At 68.6% G+C, this 15,049-nt stretch carries 18 protein-coding genes; 7 read left to right on the top strand and 11 right to left on the bottom strand.

Annotation, left to right across the window (positions count from 1 at the left end; translation table 11 throughout):
• Positions 1-5: 5 nt before the first annotated feature.
• Genes IRT45_RS06630 through pyrR form a run of 4 tightly spaced genes read right to left on the bottom strand, consistent with a single transcriptional unit; the run spans position 6 to position 3,529 of the window.
• Positions 6-521, bottom strand: coding sequence for a transporter (locus tag IRT45_RS06630; protein WP_194804993.1), 516 nt, complete (start codon positions 519-521; stop codon positions 6-8).
• Entirely contained in the window at positions 521-1,861 is a 1,341-nt protein-coding gene (locus tag IRT45_RS06625; RefSeq protein ID WP_063009055.1) for a dihydroorotase, read from the bottom strand. The genes IRT45_RS06630 and IRT45_RS06625 overlap by 1 nt, the downstream gene beginning before the upstream one ends.
• 43 nt (positions 1,862-1,904) lie before the next feature.
• The gene (locus IRT45_RS06620; protein WP_194804992.1) at positions 1,905-2,870 is read right to left on the bottom strand and encodes an aspartate carbamoyltransferase catalytic subunit; all 966 of its coding nucleotides are present in this window, start codon (positions 2,868-2,870) and stop codon (positions 1,905-1,907) included.
• A complete protein-coding gene (gene pyrR / locus IRT45_RS06615; protein ID WP_082856957.1) occupies positions 2,867-3,529 on the bottom strand; it encodes a bifunctional pyr operon transcriptional regulator/uracil phosphoribosyltransferase PyrR in 663 nt (220 codons plus the stop codon). The genes IRT45_RS06620 and pyrR overlap by 4 nt, the downstream gene beginning before the upstream one ends.
• Positions 3,530-3,737: 208 nt before the next feature.
• Between pyrR and IRT45_RS06610 the strand changes: the two genes are divergently transcribed.
• Positions 3,738-4,604 (top strand): alpha/beta hydrolase, encoded by an 867-nt coding sequence (locus IRT45_RS06610; protein ID WP_309240819.1) that lies wholly within the window; start codon positions 3,738-3,740, stop codon positions 4,602-4,604.
• A 134-nt stretch (positions 4,605-4,738) separates the two neighbouring features.
• On the opposite strand, the gene IRT45_RS06605 is transcribed toward IRT45_RS06610, so the two are convergent.
• Positions 4,739-5,551 carry an alpha/beta fold hydrolase gene (locus IRT45_RS06605; protein ID WP_194804990.1) on the bottom strand — a complete coding sequence of 271 codons (813 nt, stop codon included), beginning with the start codon at positions 5,549-5,551 and terminating at the stop codon, positions 4,739-4,741.
• 249 nt (positions 5,552-5,800) lie between these two features.
• Here IRT45_RS06605 and IRT45_RS06600 point away from each other — a divergent pair, with 249 nt between their 5' ends.
• The 3 genes from IRT45_RS06600 (at position 5,801) to IRT45_RS06590 (ending at position 7,975) form a co-directional block, all read left to right on the top strand.
• On the top strand, positions 5,801-5,971 hold the full coding sequence (locus tag IRT45_RS06600; protein ID WP_194804989.1) for a hypothetical protein: 171 nt from the start codon (positions 5,801-5,803) through the stop codon (positions 5,969-5,971).
• Positions 5,972-6,560: 589 nt separating this feature from the next.
• Positions 6,561-7,187, top strand: coding sequence for an alpha-ketoglutarate-dependent dioxygenase AlkB (locus tag IRT45_RS06595; RefSeq protein ID WP_194804988.1), 627 nt, complete (start codon positions 6,561-6,563; stop codon positions 7,185-7,187).
• A gap of 47 nt (positions 7,188-7,234) precedes the next feature.
• Entirely contained in the window at positions 7,235-7,975 is a 741-nt protein-coding gene (locus IRT45_RS06590) for an HD domain-containing protein (RefSeq protein ID WP_194804987.1), read from the top strand.
• Positions 7,976-7,979: 4 nt separating this feature from the next.
• On the opposite strand, the gene IRT45_RS06585 is transcribed toward IRT45_RS06590, so the two are convergent.
• Positions 7,980-8,531: a DUF4334 domain-containing protein gene (locus IRT45_RS06585; RefSeq protein WP_194804986.1), complete on the bottom strand. Its 552-nt coding sequence runs from the start codon at positions 8,529-8,531 to the stop codon at positions 7,980-7,982.
• A gap of 293 nt (positions 8,532-8,824) precedes the next feature.
• Between IRT45_RS06585 and IRT45_RS06580 the strand changes: the two genes are divergently transcribed.
• Positions 8,825-9,967 (top strand): serpin family protein, encoded by a 1,143-nt coding sequence (locus IRT45_RS06580; RefSeq protein WP_194804985.1) that lies wholly within the window; start codon positions 8,825-8,827, stop codon positions 9,965-9,967.
• A 65-nt stretch (positions 9,968-10,032) separates the two neighbouring features.
• Positions 10,033-11,277 carry an SLC13 family permease gene (locus IRT45_RS06575; RefSeq protein ID WP_194804984.1) on the top strand — a complete coding sequence of 415 codons (1,245 nt, stop codon included), beginning with the start codon at positions 10,033-10,035 and terminating at the stop codon, positions 11,275-11,277.
• Here IRT45_RS06575 and IRT45_RS06570 read toward each other — a convergent pair.
• Positions 11,267-11,839 carry a helix-turn-helix domain-containing protein gene (locus tag IRT45_RS06570; RefSeq protein ID WP_309240818.1) on the bottom strand — a complete coding sequence of 191 codons (573 nt, stop codon included), beginning with the start codon at positions 11,837-11,839 and terminating at the stop codon, positions 11,267-11,269. The genes IRT45_RS06575 and IRT45_RS06570 overlap by 11 nt on opposite strands.
• A gap of 88 nt (positions 11,840-11,927) precedes the next feature.
• On the opposite strand from IRT45_RS06570, the gene IRT45_RS06565 reads away from it, so the two are divergent.
• Complete coding sequence (locus IRT45_RS06565; protein WP_194804982.1) at positions 11,928-12,905, top strand: zinc-binding dehydrogenase; 978 nt, start codon at positions 11,928-11,930, stop codon at positions 12,903-12,905.
• Between the two features lie 14 nt (positions 12,906-12,919).
• Here the strand turns inward: IRT45_RS06565 and IRT45_RS06560 are convergent, their stop codons facing one another.
• From IRT45_RS06560 to efp, 4 genes are all read right to left on the bottom strand, one after another.
• The gene (locus tag IRT45_RS06560; RefSeq protein ID WP_194804981.1) at positions 12,920-13,477 is read right to left on the bottom strand and encodes a hypothetical protein; all 558 of its coding nucleotides are present in this window, start codon (positions 13,475-13,477) and stop codon (positions 12,920-12,922) included.
• A 105-nt stretch (positions 13,478-13,582) separates the two neighbouring features.
• Positions 13,583-13,840, bottom strand: a complete 258-nt coding sequence (locus IRT45_RS06555; protein ID WP_194804980.1) for a YciI family protein — start codon at positions 13,838-13,840, stop codon at positions 13,583-13,585.
• Entirely contained in the window at positions 13,840-14,349 is a 510-nt protein-coding gene (gene nusB / locus IRT45_RS06550; protein WP_062997731.1) for a transcription antitermination factor NusB, read from the bottom strand. Before nusB ends, IRT45_RS06555 begins: the two co-directional genes overlap by 1 nt.
• 99 nt (positions 14,350-14,448) lie before the next feature.
• On the bottom strand, positions 14,449-15,012 hold the full coding sequence (efp, locus tag IRT45_RS06545; protein WP_036502667.1) for an elongation factor P: 564 nt from the start codon (positions 15,010-15,012) through the stop codon (positions 14,449-14,451).
• Positions 15,013-15,049: the final 37 nt, after the last annotated feature.

The raw sequence follows: 15,049 nt of genomic DNA, 5'->3' as shown, positions 1-15,049 counted from the left end.
CACGTTTATTCGTCTCCCGTCGCCGCGCCGGTCTGTCCCGTCGCGGATATGGCCGTCCAGGCCGGATACACCGTCTTGTCGTCGCCGCGGAACCCGGTATCGACCTCGGTTCCCGTCGGCAGTTTCCAGCGAATAACCAGCACACCATTGTCGGTCATCACCTTGCCCGCGTGGCCGCGTTCGGTGCGGACCGCGGTGATGGACTCCTGCGGAATCCAGATCACCTCCGCGCCGTCGCGTTCCAGCAGGATCCCGCGTTCGAAGCGAGTCAGCTCCGCCGTGGCCCGGAAGCCCAGATCTCCGACCACGATGCGGTTCTGCCAGCTCGGAGCCAACGTGGTGCCGGTGTACAGCCCCGTCGTCGGCTCGAGCACCTGCGCTCCCAGATCCGCCGGCACCGTCGGCAGCTCCCCGACCGAGGAGGCCTGCTTCCGGGCCCGCACCAGCCAGGAGCGATACATCAACCACAGGAACAGGATGAACAGGGCAGCCAGCCCGATCACCCACAGTGTTCGCTCCATTATCGCCCCACTCTCCCCGCCAGGGCGGTCGTCACCACTCCGTCGCGGGCGGTGATCCGCCCGCGCAGCATCGTGGCGGCGACCTTGGCGGGCAGGGTCATCGCCTCGTACGGCGTGTTGTCGGAAATGCTCGCCAGCTCCCGCGCCCGCACGGTCCACGACGCATCCGGGTCGATCAGGGTCAGGTTGGCCGGTTCGCCGACCGCGATCGGGCGGCCCTGATCGTCGAGTCCGGCGATGCGGGCCGGGTTCTCGCTCATCACCTTCGCCACCCCGCGCCAGTCGAGCAGGCCCGGAGCGACCAGGGTCTCGACGATGATCGACAGCGCGGTCTCCAGCCCCAGCATGCCGGGACGAGCGGCGGCGAACTCGCAGCACTTCTCCTGTTCGGCGTGCGGGGCGTGGTCGGTGGCCACACAGTCGATCACTCCGTCGGCCAGGGCCTTGCGCAGCGCCTGGGCGTCGGAGGCCTCCCGCAGCGGCGGATTGACCTTGTTCACCGCGTCGTAGGTCTCCAGCCGCGAATCGTCGAGCAGCAGATGATGCGGCGTGACCTCGGCGGTGATCGAAATCCCTTGCGCCTTGGCCCATTTCACCAGTTCGACGGTGCCGGCGGTGGAGGCGTGGCAGATGTGCACCCGGGCTCCGGCGTCGCGGGCCAGCAGCGCGTCGCGGGCCACGATCGACTCCTCGGCCGCGCGCGGCCAGCCGGCCAGGCCCAGCCGGGCGGCGTTCGGGCCCTCGTGCGCGACGGCGCCCTGAGTGAGCCGCGGCTCCTCGGCGTGCTGGGCGATCAGCACGCCGAGAGATTTCGCGTACTCGAGCGCGCGGCGCATGATCAGTGGGTCGTAGACGCAGTGCCCGTCGTCGGAGAATATCCGCACCCGGCCCTCACCGGCGGCCATGGTGCCCATCTCGGCCAGTTGCTTGCCGGCCAGGCCGACGGTCACCGCGCCGACCGGATGCACATCGACCAGCCCGACCTCCTGCCCGCGCCGCCACACGTGATCGGTGACGACCGAGGTGTCGGCCACGGGATAGGTGTTGGCCATCGCGAACACGGCGGTGTACCCACCCAATGCCGCTGCGGCCGAACCGCTTTCGATGGTCTCGGTGTCCTCGCGGCCGGGTTCGCGCAGGTGGGTGTGCAGGTCGACGAAGCCGGGGAGCAGGATCCGGCCGTCCGCCTCCAGCACCTCGGCATCGGCGGCGACCTCGACGCCGTCGACGGCAGCACCGGATCGCGCGCCGAGCGCGACGATCACACCGTCGCGCACCAGCACGTCGACCGGCTCGCCCTCGCCGTAGGGACGCACGCCCCGGATGACCAGATCGCTCACGCGCCCGCACCTTCCACGTAGAAGCTCATGCTCATGCCGATGCTCATGCGACGGCCTCCCCCGCGCCGACCAGCAGGCGGAACAGCACCGCCATGCGCATGTGCACACCGTTGGTAACCTGTTGCAGCACTGCGGCTTTCGGGGAATCGGCGACCGCCGAGGCGATTTCCATACCGCGCAGCATCGGACCCGGATGCAGGACGACCGCGTCGTCGTCGAGCAGGGCCATGCGCCGCTCGTTCAGTCCGTAGGCGATGGAGTATTCGCGGGCCGACGGGAAGAAGCCGCCGTTCATCCGCTCGGCCTGCACCCGCAGCATCATCACCGCGTCCGCGCCGGGCAGCGCCGCGTCGAGCGAATGCGAGACCTGCACCGGCCACTGCTCGACCCCGACCGGCAACAGGGTGCGCGGCGCGACCAGCACCACCTCGGCGCCGAGGGTGTCGAGCAGGAAGGCGTTGGACCGCGCGACGCGGCTGTGCAGGATGTCGCCGACGATCACGATGCGCTTGCCCGCCAGCTCGCCCAGTCGCTGCCGCAGCGTCAGCGCGTCCAGCAGGGCCTGGGTGGGATGTTCGTGCGTGCCGTCGCCGGCGTTGACGATCGCGGGACCGGTTCCGGTGTAGCCGCCCGAACCGGTGTCCAATTCGCCGAACCAGCGGGCGATCTGATGAGCCGCCCCGGATGCCGGATGCCGCACGATCAGCGCGTCGGCGCCCGCGGCGTGCAGGGTCAGCGCGGTATCGCGCAGCGACTCGCCCTTCGAGACCGAGGAACTCGAGGCGCTGACGTTGATGACATCGGCGCTCATCCATTTGCCCGCGACCTCGAACGAGACCCGGGTGCGGGTGGAGTTCTCGAAGAACACGGTCATCACGGTGCGGCCGCGCAGGGTGGGCAGTTTGCGGACCTCACGGCCGAGCAGCGCCTGTTCGAAGCGCTGGGCGTCGTCGAGGAGTTCGGTGGCGGTGGTGCGGTCGAGGTCGGTGACCGAGAGCAGATGCCTCACCGCTCATCCCCCTGATGCAGATAGACGCCGTCGTGACCGTCGTGTTCGCTGAGCAGGACGGACACGTCCTCACTGCGCGAGGTGGGCACGTTCTTGCCGACGTAGTCGGCGCGGATCGGCAACTCCCGGTGCCCGCGATCGACCAGCACCGCCAGCTGCACCGCCCGCGGGCGGCCCAGATCGCGCAGACCGTCCAGCGCCGAGCGCACGCTGCGACCGGAGAACAGCACGTCGTCGACGAGAACGACCAGCGCGTCGTCGATGCCGCCCTCGGGGACCGAGGTCCGTTCCAGCGGGCGATGCGGGCGGTTGCGCAGGTCGTCGCGATACAGCGTGATGTCGAGCGAACCGAGCGCGGGACGCACGCCGGAGAATTCCTCGATGCGATCGGTCAGCCGCGCGGCCAGGGTGGTGCCGCGGGTCGGGATGCCGATCAGCACCACCCGGGGCGCCTCGGGATCCGACGAATCCAGCGCGGTCTTCTCGATGATCTGATGCGCCATACGCGCGATGGTCCGGCCGACATCGGAGGCGGACAACAGTTCACGCCCGGCGCGGACCCACTCGGGGTCGTGCCGCTGCGAATATTCGGCAGCACTCGACCTGGCGGCCCGTTCTTCGGGCGCGACGCGGCCGCCGCGCTCTTCGGGCACGGCCATGCCGACCTCCTTCCCCGCCTCACCGGACGGTCCGTTAAAGGATGTCTTTTCGATGCCTGAGCGTAGCAGCGCCGCCCCGGCCTCCCCTCGGCGGGGGTCCCGCTGTGAGCCCCGCCACCTGCGGCTATGCCGACACATCACGCAGGCGCCACAACCGTTGGCCGGGACTGTTTCATACAGCGTAAACCGGATATGGGATGCTCGGAGGGTGAGCAACGACGCCGACTTCACCGAGCCCCGCCGGATCACCTTCCGCGGCCACGGCGGCATCGCCCTGGCCGGGGAGAGCTGGGGGCCGGCCGACGGCCCGCTGGCGGTCTTCCTGCACGGCGGCGGCCAGACCCGGCACTCCTGGAAGGAATCGGGCGCCGCGCTGGCGAAGGTGGGGATGCACGCCGTCCTGCTGGACGCCCGCGGTCACGGGGAGAGCGACTGGGCGCCGGACGGCGACTACTCGCGCACGGCGATGACCGCCGACCTGCTGGACATCCTCGCCGAACTCGACCGGCCCGCCATCGTGGTCGGCGCGAGCATGGGCGGATTGACCGCACTGCTGGCGACCGCCCGCCCCGGCCGTGAGCGCATCGCCGGACTCGTTCTGGTCGATGTGGTGCCGCGCCCGGAACACAAGGGCGTGGAACGGGTGATGAACTTCCTCGGCGGCCATCCCGAGGGCTTCGCCTCCCTGGAGGAAGCCGCCGATGCGGTGGCCGAATATCTGCCCCACCGCCGCCGGCCCCGCAACCCCGAGGGCCTGCGGCGCAATCTGCGGCTGCGCGAGGACGGGCGCTGGTATTGGCACTGGGATCCGGCGATGATGTCGAGCCGGCCCGAGGACATCGAACTGCAGACCAGCGACCTCGAGGATGCCGCTCGCGCGCTCGAGATCCCGGTGCTGCTGGTGCGCGGACGACTGTCGGACGTGGTCAGCGAACAGGGTGTCGCCGACTTCCGCGCGCTGGTGCCGCAGATGGAGTACGTCGAGATCACCGGTGCCGCGCATACCGCCGCCAGTGATGTCAACGACGAATTCTCCGACGCGGTGGTCGATTTCGTGCGTGCGCACCTGAGCTGATCCGGGCCGCCCGGATCGGCGCTGTGCCGCAGCTGCATATCTGTCACAGGCAATCGGTGTGACGTCGACATACCGTCGTGGTGAGGCAGGCTATCTGTCACCGAGTTCGCAGTATTGGTGTCACAAGGCGCAGGTCAGTTGACGGTTGCGGTGCGCCGGATTTCGGTAGCTACCTTGCTGGGGACCTCGAGCATCGGTACGTGTCCTACATCGGTCAGCATGCACACTCGCCGGTTTGCGGTGGGGGTGACCAATTGCGCGCCGTATCGAGACGGTGGAATCACGCGGTCGCGTGCGCTGAAGACGATCGTGACCGGCGGGGTGATCTGGTCGATGATCTCCAGAGCCGTGTCGGTGGGCCAGATCGCGTTGATGTCGCGTGCGGTGCAGTGTCCGGCCGATTGCAGGGCGATCGAAGCCAGGTCGGGTGCGACGCGTCCTGGGCGGTGGCACATGGCACGCATCGTGGTGGCTTTGCCGATGGCGGCCAGGGTCGGGTTCGAGAAACCGCGGGACATCGGTGCGAGGTAGGACATGACTTGGAACTTTCGCCGGAGTCGTTCGGCGTGGCGGCTGCCGCGCTGCCACAATCCCGCTGAGGCTACGGCGGTCACGCTGCGCGCCCGGCCGCGCCTGGCGAGCTCGAGCGCCAGCCAACCGCCCAAGGAATGACCGGCGATATGCGCAGTCTCCCAGCCGGTCTCATCCATTAGCGCTTCAAGATGATCAGCCCCTGCGGCGACGGTCAGTGGCCGGTCACCGGCCGGTCCTCCCCAATGGAATGGCAGAGTCGGCGCGAGAATGTCGAACTCACTCGACAAGCTATCGATCACGCCGCCCCAGCAATGCCAAGTCAGCGTGAACCCATGCACCAAGAGCAGCGGCTCCCCCGCACCGCTTCTGCTGAGCCCCGCCGGTGTTGTCGAATAAATTGACGTGCTGTTCATGCCCGTCCGCCGCCCCTTCTGTTCTCCTCCAAAGCGATTCGAGATCGCCTTGAGCGCCCCTTGTCCGCCACTGCCGGACTCGTGAGGATGCTACAAAGGGGACCGTGCGGTGTCTACTACGACCGGTAGTTGAAGTTGGGTCGGCGACGTTCAAGGGGGCTAACCGGCGGGTCGCCATCCTGGGATCCGAGCGGCGACCACTGCCCCAACACCTTGTTCGCTGCCGCAATGACCCAAGGCGGTTTCGCAATGGCCATCCCATCCCCGGACCTCTACTACCAACTGCTGCCGGTCCACCACGTCGGCATCGACCCCAAACGCGGGGTGAAGATCCGCGGCCTGCACTACGACGGCGCCGCTTTGGACCCCTACGCAACGTTCTCTCGAATCGGGGCGGGAAACACAAGCGCCGCTACGTGATCCGCCACGATCCACGCGACGCCCGAACAGTGTTCTTCCAAGACCCCACCACACACCTCTGGCACCCCTTGTCTTCACCGACCTGCACATGCTCACCGAACTCATCAGCACCACCTGGCCCACCGCCCGCGCCTAGCACCCACGACTACTCTCGCGGAAATCGTCGACGAGCACATCGAAAGAACGCCCCAACGTCCACGTCCCAACGGGCGACACCCCTCCACCAAGAACCGACCTCCGCTGGCGGCCAAACCATGCGGCGCAGCTCCTGACCACTGCCTCCCGTCTCCTGGCCAACGCGAACCAAGCAGAAACCGCAGCCGCGATCGATGAAATGGTTCAAAACGACCCCACCGGCCAACTCTGGAAAAGGCTCTTCCTGCGCGCCCGAAACTCCTGCTCACCAGGTCTTCGCTCCGTGATAGCCGCCTACGCCGATGCCCACCCCAAACCACCGCTTGGCCGCCCACCACAGACGCCGGTGACAGATGTGCTGCCGAAGTGACAGATGTGATGCTTCGGCACAGGCGCCGGACACCGGCACGTCCGATGCTTGAACATATGTTCGATAGAACGTAGATTCGAACGCATGTCGACACCGCTGCAGAGATCGCTGTTCGACGGCTTCGGCGATATCGAACTGGGGCCGTTGGACGGCGTGCGCCGCACCCAGCTGACCGAGGGCGCGTGGGTCGACCTGCTGCCGGGATGGTTGCACGGGGCCGACGAACTGTTCGAGCGGCTGGCCACTCGCGTGCCGTGGCGAGCCGACCGCCGCCCGATGTACGACCGCGTGGTCGACGTGCCGCGTCTGCTGCGGCATTACGGCGAGAACGAGCCCTGGCCGGATCCGATCCTGGAGGACGCCCGCGCCGCGCTGAGCAGCCATTACGGCCCGGAACTCGGCGAACCGTTCCGCACGGCCGGTCTGTGTTACTACCGCGACGGCGAGGACAGCGTCGCCTGGCACGGCGATACCGGTGGCCGCGGTTCCACCCACGACACCATGGTCGCGATCCTGTCCATCGGTGCGCCGCGGGCCCTGCTGCTGCGTCCGCGCGGCGGCGGCGCGAGCATCCGCTATCACGTCGGGCACGGCGATCTTCTCGTGATGGGCGGCTCCTGCCAGCGCACCTGGGAACATGCGGTGCCGAAGACGCGGCGGCCGGTGGGTCCGCGGATCAGCATTCAATTCCGTCCGCGCGGGGTTCGCTGACAACCCGGCGACGGCGGATTGTCACCGTGGCCCGCTAGATTGGGCGGATGGAGTTCATCGGGGCGGGAATTCTGGCGGCCATGCCGTTGCACACACTCAGCGATGTGCACGGCGAGGAAGGGCTGCGGCAGCGGCTGCTGCTCGAGTCGCAGCGCAAACTGGCCGATCCCGAACGGGTCGACACGGCACTGGAATTCGTGGCCGACCTGCATCGCGACGATAATTACGGCCGCGAGCCGTATCTGAATCATCTACTGCGAGTGGCGATCCGCATCGTGAGCCACTACGAGGTGCACGACACCGATCTGGTGCTCGCGGGACTGCTGCACGATGCGGTCGAGGATCACGCCGCCGACCTGGTCGCTCTCCGCGGTGAGCATGATCCGGACGGGGACTCCACACCGGCGGCACTCGCGGTGCTGACCCGGCGGTTCGGCGAACGCGTATCGAATCTCGTTGCGGCGGTGACCAATCCGGCTCACGACTCGGACGAGGACCGGCATATCCGATATCGCGACCACGTCGCCGCGAGCCTGGACCGCGATCCGTGGGCCCGGGTGGTGAAGATCTCCGACTTCACCGACAACGGTGTCGGCATCCTCTATGCCGACGAACAGGCCGTCATGTCGAAACTCGCCACCAAATACCGGCCGCTCACCGCGGTCTACCGCGAACTGATCACCCGCCCGGACACGCCGCTGGCACCGCATGTCAAGCAGCACATTCTCGAACAGCTCGACACCGCCGACGCCCGCTTCGACGTGATCCTCGCCGCCGGGGACGACTGAGCGGTCAGGAGCGGTCGCGGCGCAGGATGAAGAAGTACGGGTCGCTCAGCCCGCGCATATCCATCACACCGAGCAGGGTGTCCTCGTCGACGCGACGGAAGATGTCGACGATGGGCAGGTGGTCGTAGATCATGGCCGCGCTGACCTTGCCGCGGAATTCGATCTCGCGCAGGCGCGCACGAGCGGTACGGGTCCGCAGCAGCGGGCGTAACGCCGGCAGCATGCGCCGCGCCGCCCGGAATGCCGCCGCCGGCAGGGTTCCGGCCAGCCCCAGCGGCACCCGGCGGGGGTCGACCGGAAAGACCCGGCCGTCCGGCCCGGCGAACAGCAGCGGCTGCACGTCGTCCGGAGAGTCGAACTGCTTTCCGTACCAGCCGGATTCGACGAGCACACCGGCCCACGGATGTCCGGTGTCCAGTTCGTCGCCGGTCCAGCGGCCGGTGGTGATCTCGGTGACCGCGACCTCCGGCAGGCTGTCGTACAGCTGCCACGCCTGCTCCGGGGTCATGCGACCCGCGCGAAGTTCCGCCAGACGGGCCGTACCGGCACCAGCCATCCCTACCTCCTGGACCTCTCGCGGACCGTTCCGCCTCGGAAGGATGACACACACCGGCCGGGACACCTCAACACGTTCGGCCACGAAGACGTAGTTTCGGCCACTGTTTCCGCGGGCGTGACGCAGACCACGCGCCCGAGGCTGGACCTCGAGTGCGGTTGAGGAACCAGACTCGTGGGCAGATCGGTTTTCGGCCGATCGTCCGGGCGATCAGTTCCGGACGCGCCCCTGCCGCCCACGTACACCCCGGCAGGGGCGCACTGCCGTCGGTGCCCGTCGGTAGGCTTTCGCCCATGCACCCGAGCCTCGCACCCGATGTGGCCGCCGCCAACGACCTCACCGGAAAGTGGTGCGCCGCAGCTGGTTCCGAGGATTTCGTACTGTCCGGCTGTGGCATCTGGCCGCTGCTCGCACTCCTGGCCGCGACGGCCGGCGAGCCGGCCCGCGGCGAACTCACCGCGGCGGCAGGCATTCCCGCGGCATCCGCCCACGACGCCGCGATCACCCTGCTGCGCCGGATCGAGGCCGCCGAATCGGTGCGCGCGGCACTCGGAGTGTGGGTGCGCGACGATATCGCGCTGCGCGAGGAGTGGATCCGTTCCCTGCCGCCGGGGACGGTCGGCGCGCTGCGCGGTCCGGCCGGGCTCGACGACTGGGCGCGTCGCCATACCGACGGCCTGATCGACCGTTTCCCGGCCCGGATCGACGCGGCGACCGCATGCGCACTGGCCACCGCCGTCGTCGCCCGCACGGCGTGGCGGCAGAGCTTCCACGCCGATGTGCTGGAACCGTCGAGCGGTCCGTGGCGGGGCCACCGCGGGCCCGCTCTCGCGCGGTACAGCACCGACCTCGGCGACGCCGCCGTGCTGCGGGCCGGCACACCCGTCTCGCGCGTGGTGGTGCGCGGCGCGTCCGATCTGGATGTGCATCTGCTGCTCGGCGAGGACGGTGTCACGGCCCCGGCGGTGCTGGAGGCAGGGCTGGGGGCCCTCGACGGTTCGGTGGAGACGCGCCGGCCCGCCCTCGGCACCGCAGCTCCCGGGCTCGAGGTCCGGCAGGTGACCGCTGTATCCGACACCCTGCGAATCCAGGTGCCGCCCTTCGCGGTTCGATCCACCCACGACCTGCTGCTCGCGCCGGAGCTGTTCGGCCTGACCGCGGCGACCACCGTCGCGGACAACCCGTTCCCCGGCCTCTCACCGATCCCGCTGCGGGTAACAGCAGCCGCCCAGGACGTCTGCGCCCGGTTCACCGCCGACGGTTTCGCGGCGGCGGCCGTCACCGCGGTCCTCATGGAACCGACCGGCATGCCGCCGGCGCCGGCCGCTGCGCTGATGATCGCGGTGAACTTCGACCGTCCCTTCGGCTTCCTCGGCGTCCATCGGCCCACCGGGCTGGTGATCGTGGCCGGTTGGATCGCCACTCCCGCGTCGTGAACCGCCCCGCCGGACGCGAGCGGACCGGCACGCGCCGGCGTGCGCCGTGGTGCGATGATGGCCCGATGTCCGAACCGGTGGCGCCCGAGCGCAACGTGCGCGACCCGGAGCCGGAGGAAGCCTCCGCACCGCGTGTGCTGGACTGGATCCGCATCGCCGTCCTCGCGGCCGGAGTCCTGTGCGTGCTGACCGGATGGCTGCCGCGCGCCGACGCCGAGGCGAATATGCGCCGGATCGGACCACTGCTGCTGTTTCTGGGCAGCGTGATCGTGCTGGCCCATCTGGCCCGGCGCGCACAGGTTTTCGACGTGATCGCCCATCGGATCGCGATCGCCGGCCGAGGGCGCTATCCGGCGCTGTTCGTGCTCTGCGTCGGCTTCGCGGCCGTGACGACGATGGTGCTCAACCTCGACACCACGGCGGTCCTGCTGACACCGGTCATGCTGGCCTTGGCCCGGCCCGCGCGGATTCCACCGTTGCCGCTGGCCATGACGACGTTGTGGCTGGCGAATACCGCGAGCCTGCTGCTGCCGGTGTCCAACCTGACCAATCTGCTCGCCGCCGACCGCATCGGACTCGATGCCACCGGATTCGCGGCCAGAATGTGGCTGCCCCAGGTGATCTCGCTCGCCGCGACCATGGCGGCCCTGTGGATCTGGTATTGGCGGCGCGGCCGCCGCGGCACCGATCGCTACGTGGCACCGCCGCCGATCCGGCTGGAAAATGCACGGGAACGGGCGCTGTTCGCGACGGCCGGCGGCGCCTGCGCGCTGTTCGTCCTGGCGATTCCGTTCGTCGGCGACCACATCGGCTATGCCGCACTCGCGGCGGCCGTCCTCGCCATCGCCGGATTCGCCGTGTTCGACCGCGATGCGCTGCGGCCGTCGCTGATCCCGTGGCAGCTGCTGATCTTCGTGATCGGGTTGTTCCTGGTCATCCCGACTCTGGGCCGGTACGGACTCTCGGATCTGATGGCCGCGCTGATCGGCACGGATTCCGGTGCGGCCGGGGCCTACCGCGCGGCCGGGGCGGGCCTCGGACTGTCGAATATCGTCAACAACCTGCCCGCCTACACGGCGGGTGAGGCGGTGATACCGCCCGAGCACCGAAACCAGCTGCTGTCCTTGCTGATCGGGACGAATGTGGGCGCGATCGCCACCCCGTGGGCCTCGCTGGCGACGCTGCTGTGCCTGGAGTTCTGCCGCTCCCATGCGGTCCGGGTGCCGCCGGTGCGGTTCGTCTGCACCGGGCTGGCGCTGGCGGTGGTCGCGACCGCGGGTGCGGTGGGCGGCGTTCTGCTCACGGGCTGACTACGGCCAGCACCACCTGCCGCACGGCCGCTCGCAATCTCGTACTTTCGCCCGCACGCACCGCGGCGAGGGCGTAATCGCTGCCCAGCATGCCGAACAGCAGGTGGCCGACCGCCTCGGCGTCGAGGTCCGGACGCGCCTCGGTCAGCAGCTTCGTGATGTGTTCCGCCCACGTGGCGTGGAATTCGGAGGTGCGCGGATGCGGGGGCACGCTGCGGTAGGCGGCGACCATCAGTTCGACGTTGTCGGCGACCATCGCGGCCATCGCGTCGAAGAAGGCGAGCAGCCGCTCCCCCGCCGGCGCGCCCGGGCCCAGCGGAGGCGGCCCGTCGGTGATCGCCGCCCGCAGCGTTTCGGCCGGTTCGGCGACCATCGCGTGCAACAGCCCGGCGCGCGAGCCGAAACGATGAAACACCGTGCCTTTGCCGACTCCCGCCGTGGCCGCCACTCGGTCCATGGTCACGGCCTCGGCCCCACCCTCGGCCAGCAGCGCCCGAGTCGCATCGAGGATCGCACGGCGGTTGCGCGCCGCATCGGCTCGTTCTCTGCGCTGCTGCGCCACTGTGCACTCCAGTCCCGTTGACAAACTTGACCAACGGTCCATATTCTTCCCGGAATATCTGGACCGTTAGTCAAGTTATGAGGTCGATATGCAGGCAATCGTAATGACCGGGGTCGGCGGACCGGAGGTCCTCGTCGTGCGCGACGTGGACGAGCCCACCCCCCAGCCCGGCGAGGTGCTGATCCGAGTGGAGGCGGTCCCGGTGCTGTATCCGGAGACGATGTTGCGGTCGGGCATGTACCCGACACCGACGCCGACGCCCACGGTGTTCGGAACCCAGGCGGTCGGCGTCGTCACCGCCGTCGCAGGCGACGTCGACCCGGAATGGAAAGGGCATCGGGTCCTGGTGGCGCGCAACGACTTCGGCAGCTACGCCGAGTGGATGTGCGCCCCCGCCGAATCCGCGGTCCGCATCCCGGACGGACTGGCGAGCGATGCCGCCGCGGCGGTCGCGATGAGCGGATCGGTGGCCCTCGCCCTGCTGGAGGCCGCGGCACTCACCGGTACCGAAACCGTCCTGATCGAGGCCGCGGCCACCGGCATCGGCGGTTATCTCACCCAGTTGGCGGCCCGATCCGGCGCCGCGCACATCATCGCCACCGCCGGCGGGGCGGCCAAAACAGAGCGTGCCCGCGAACTCGGTGCGCACACGGTCGTCGACCATCGCGATCCGGACTGGCCGCGGCATCTCGGCGAACGCCTCGAAAACGCCACTGTCGACGTGGTTTTCGACTCGATCGGCGGCGAGAGCGCGGCGGCCGTCCTCGATCTGATGACCCCACTGCGGGGCCGGATGCTCGGCTACGGCTGGCTGGCCGGCGCCCCCGCCCAGGTCACGACCATGGATCTGATCATGCGCGGACTCACCTTCACCGGCTGCTCCGGACCGCGGTGGCTGGCCGGGGTGGCGGCGAAGCGGGCGGCGGCACTCGAACTCGCCGCCGCCGGTGACCTCACCGTGCTGATCGACAGCGTCCTACCGCTGGCGGATGCGGCCGAGGCGCATCGGCGAGTCGACGAGCGCGCGACCTTCGGCACGATCGTGCTACGACCCGCGACCGCCTGAGCGCACGAGCCAGCTCACTTCGGTTGCGCCAGACAGAATGTCGTCTGCGGATCCGACAGTGTGATCACACTGTCGGACTCCGGGCCGCACAGCGTGTCGTCGGATTGCCCGTCGATGCGCTGGGCGACACGGAAGCTCGCCTCCGAGGATGTGCAGTCGGCGTACTTGTAGCCACTGAGCGGCGAATCCGCGTAGCACAGACCCGCCTTGAAATTAGGCGCCAGGCACAGATACGCCAGCGTGCCGCCATTGAGAGTTTCCTCGTACGAGGTGAAATCGGCGCCACAGTCGACCTTGTCGTTGTGCACCTGCGCGACCTTGTAGACGGCCTTGTCGGAGGCGCAGGTGACCGGTTCGGTATCGGAATCGACGGCCGAGGCGTTGATCACGTTGATGCAGTCACCGACCTTCGCGCGGGCGGTATCGGATTTGTTGTGATCCTTGGCGACCTGAACCCCCTTGTCGACACCCTTTTCCACCGCCGAGCAACCGGTCGTGGCCAGGGTTACCGCCGCGACGATCGCCGGGGCGAGACGCAGCGCCGCGCGCGCTGTCGCCGAATTGAACCGCATCCGTTCCACCTTTTCTAGGTCAAGTGACCGGAACAGTATGCGGGCCCGGCGGGGATCCGGGAAATTTAGCGGGTTTGTCCGAATTCAGGGGCGCGAGAGCATGACTCAGCCCGTGATCTCCCATTCGTGGATCGTCAACTCGGAGGCGCCGGTGGTGTGAATGGGATCGGTCCACACCAATTCCCTTGCTGCCGACGAATTTTCGGCCAGCACCACATATGCCCCGCCGCTGCCGTCGGTGAAGCGGCCGGTGCAATCCAGCCGACCTCGCGCGCGCACCTCGGCCAGCCATTCGCGGTGCGGTTCGATGACCGCGTCGGACCAGGCCGGCGTGCGCATCGCGAGAACGAGATATTTGATCATCACGCCCCGCCGTCGCGGCGGGTCGCGGCCGCGGCGGCGCGTACCTGGTCGGCCAGCGACACGATGCGGCCGAGCACGCCGTTGACGAACGCGGGCGAATCGTCGGTCGACAGTTCCTTCGCCAGCTCGACGGCCTCGTCGACCGCCACCACGGGCGGAACGTCGTTGGCGTGGAACAACTCCCACACCGCCACCCGCAGAATGGCGCGGTCCACCGCGGGCAATCGGCCCAGGGTCCAGTCCTGCAGGTAGGACTCGATGGTGCCGTCGACCCGGTCCAGATCGTCGGCGACGCCTTCGACGAGGGTACGGGTGTAGGGATTCACCGGGGCGACCTGTTCGTCGCGACCGGCCAGGTCCAGACGCTCCACGACCAGATCGGCCGGGTCGACGTCACGCGCCTCGGCCTCGAAGAGCAGATCCACGGCCCGGCGGCGGGCCTTGTGCCGGGCTCCGAGTTTCTTGTGGGTGGACTTCTTGTCCACGGGCTGATCAGCCACGATCACCATTATCCCGTTCGCAGTGTCGACGGCGGCGCGTGTGATACCGGAAAGCCGATACGCGCGCGCCGCCCATGGTCCGGCGCCGGGCCGGTGGATCCGCCAGGATCAGGCGTTGACCCGGCCCAGGTAGCCGCCGTCGCGCGAGTCGATCTTCAGCTTGTCGCCGACGTTGATGAACAGCGGCACCTGCACCTCGGCACCGGTCTCCAGGGTCGCGGGCTTGGTGCCGGCGCTGGAGCGGTCGCCCTGCAGGCCGGGCTCGGTGTGGGTGACCTCGAGTTCGACCGTGACCGGGAGCTCGACGTACAGCGGCGCGCCCTCGTGGGTGGCGACCTGCACGGTCATGTTCTCCAGCAGGAAGCCGGCGCCCTTGCCGATGGTCCGCTCGTCGATGCCGATCTGGTCGAAGGTCTCGCCGTCCATGAAGATGTAGTCCGACCCGTCGTGGTACAGGTAGGTCATGTCCCGGCGGTCCACGGTGGCGGTCTCCACCTTCACGCCGGCGTTGAACGTCTTGTCGACCACCTTGCCGGACAGCACGTTCTTCAGCTTGGTCCGCACGAACGCGGGACCTTTACCCGGCTTGACATGCTGGAATTCGATGATCTGCTGGAGCTGACCGTCGATCTTCAGCACGAGGCCGTTCTTGAAGTCGCTGGTGTCCGCCACTGTCCTCGGATCTCCTTGTTAGTACTGTTCGACGTTC

It is taken from the genome of Nocardia sp. BSTN01 (assembly GCF_015354405.1).
In the GTDB taxonomy this organism is placed as follows: domain Bacteria; phylum Actinomycetota; class Actinomycetes; order Mycobacteriales; family Mycobacteriaceae; genus Nocardia.
The sequence above is the reverse complement of the archived record's forward strand: the minus strand, read 5'-3'. Positions and strand labels throughout refer to the sequence as shown.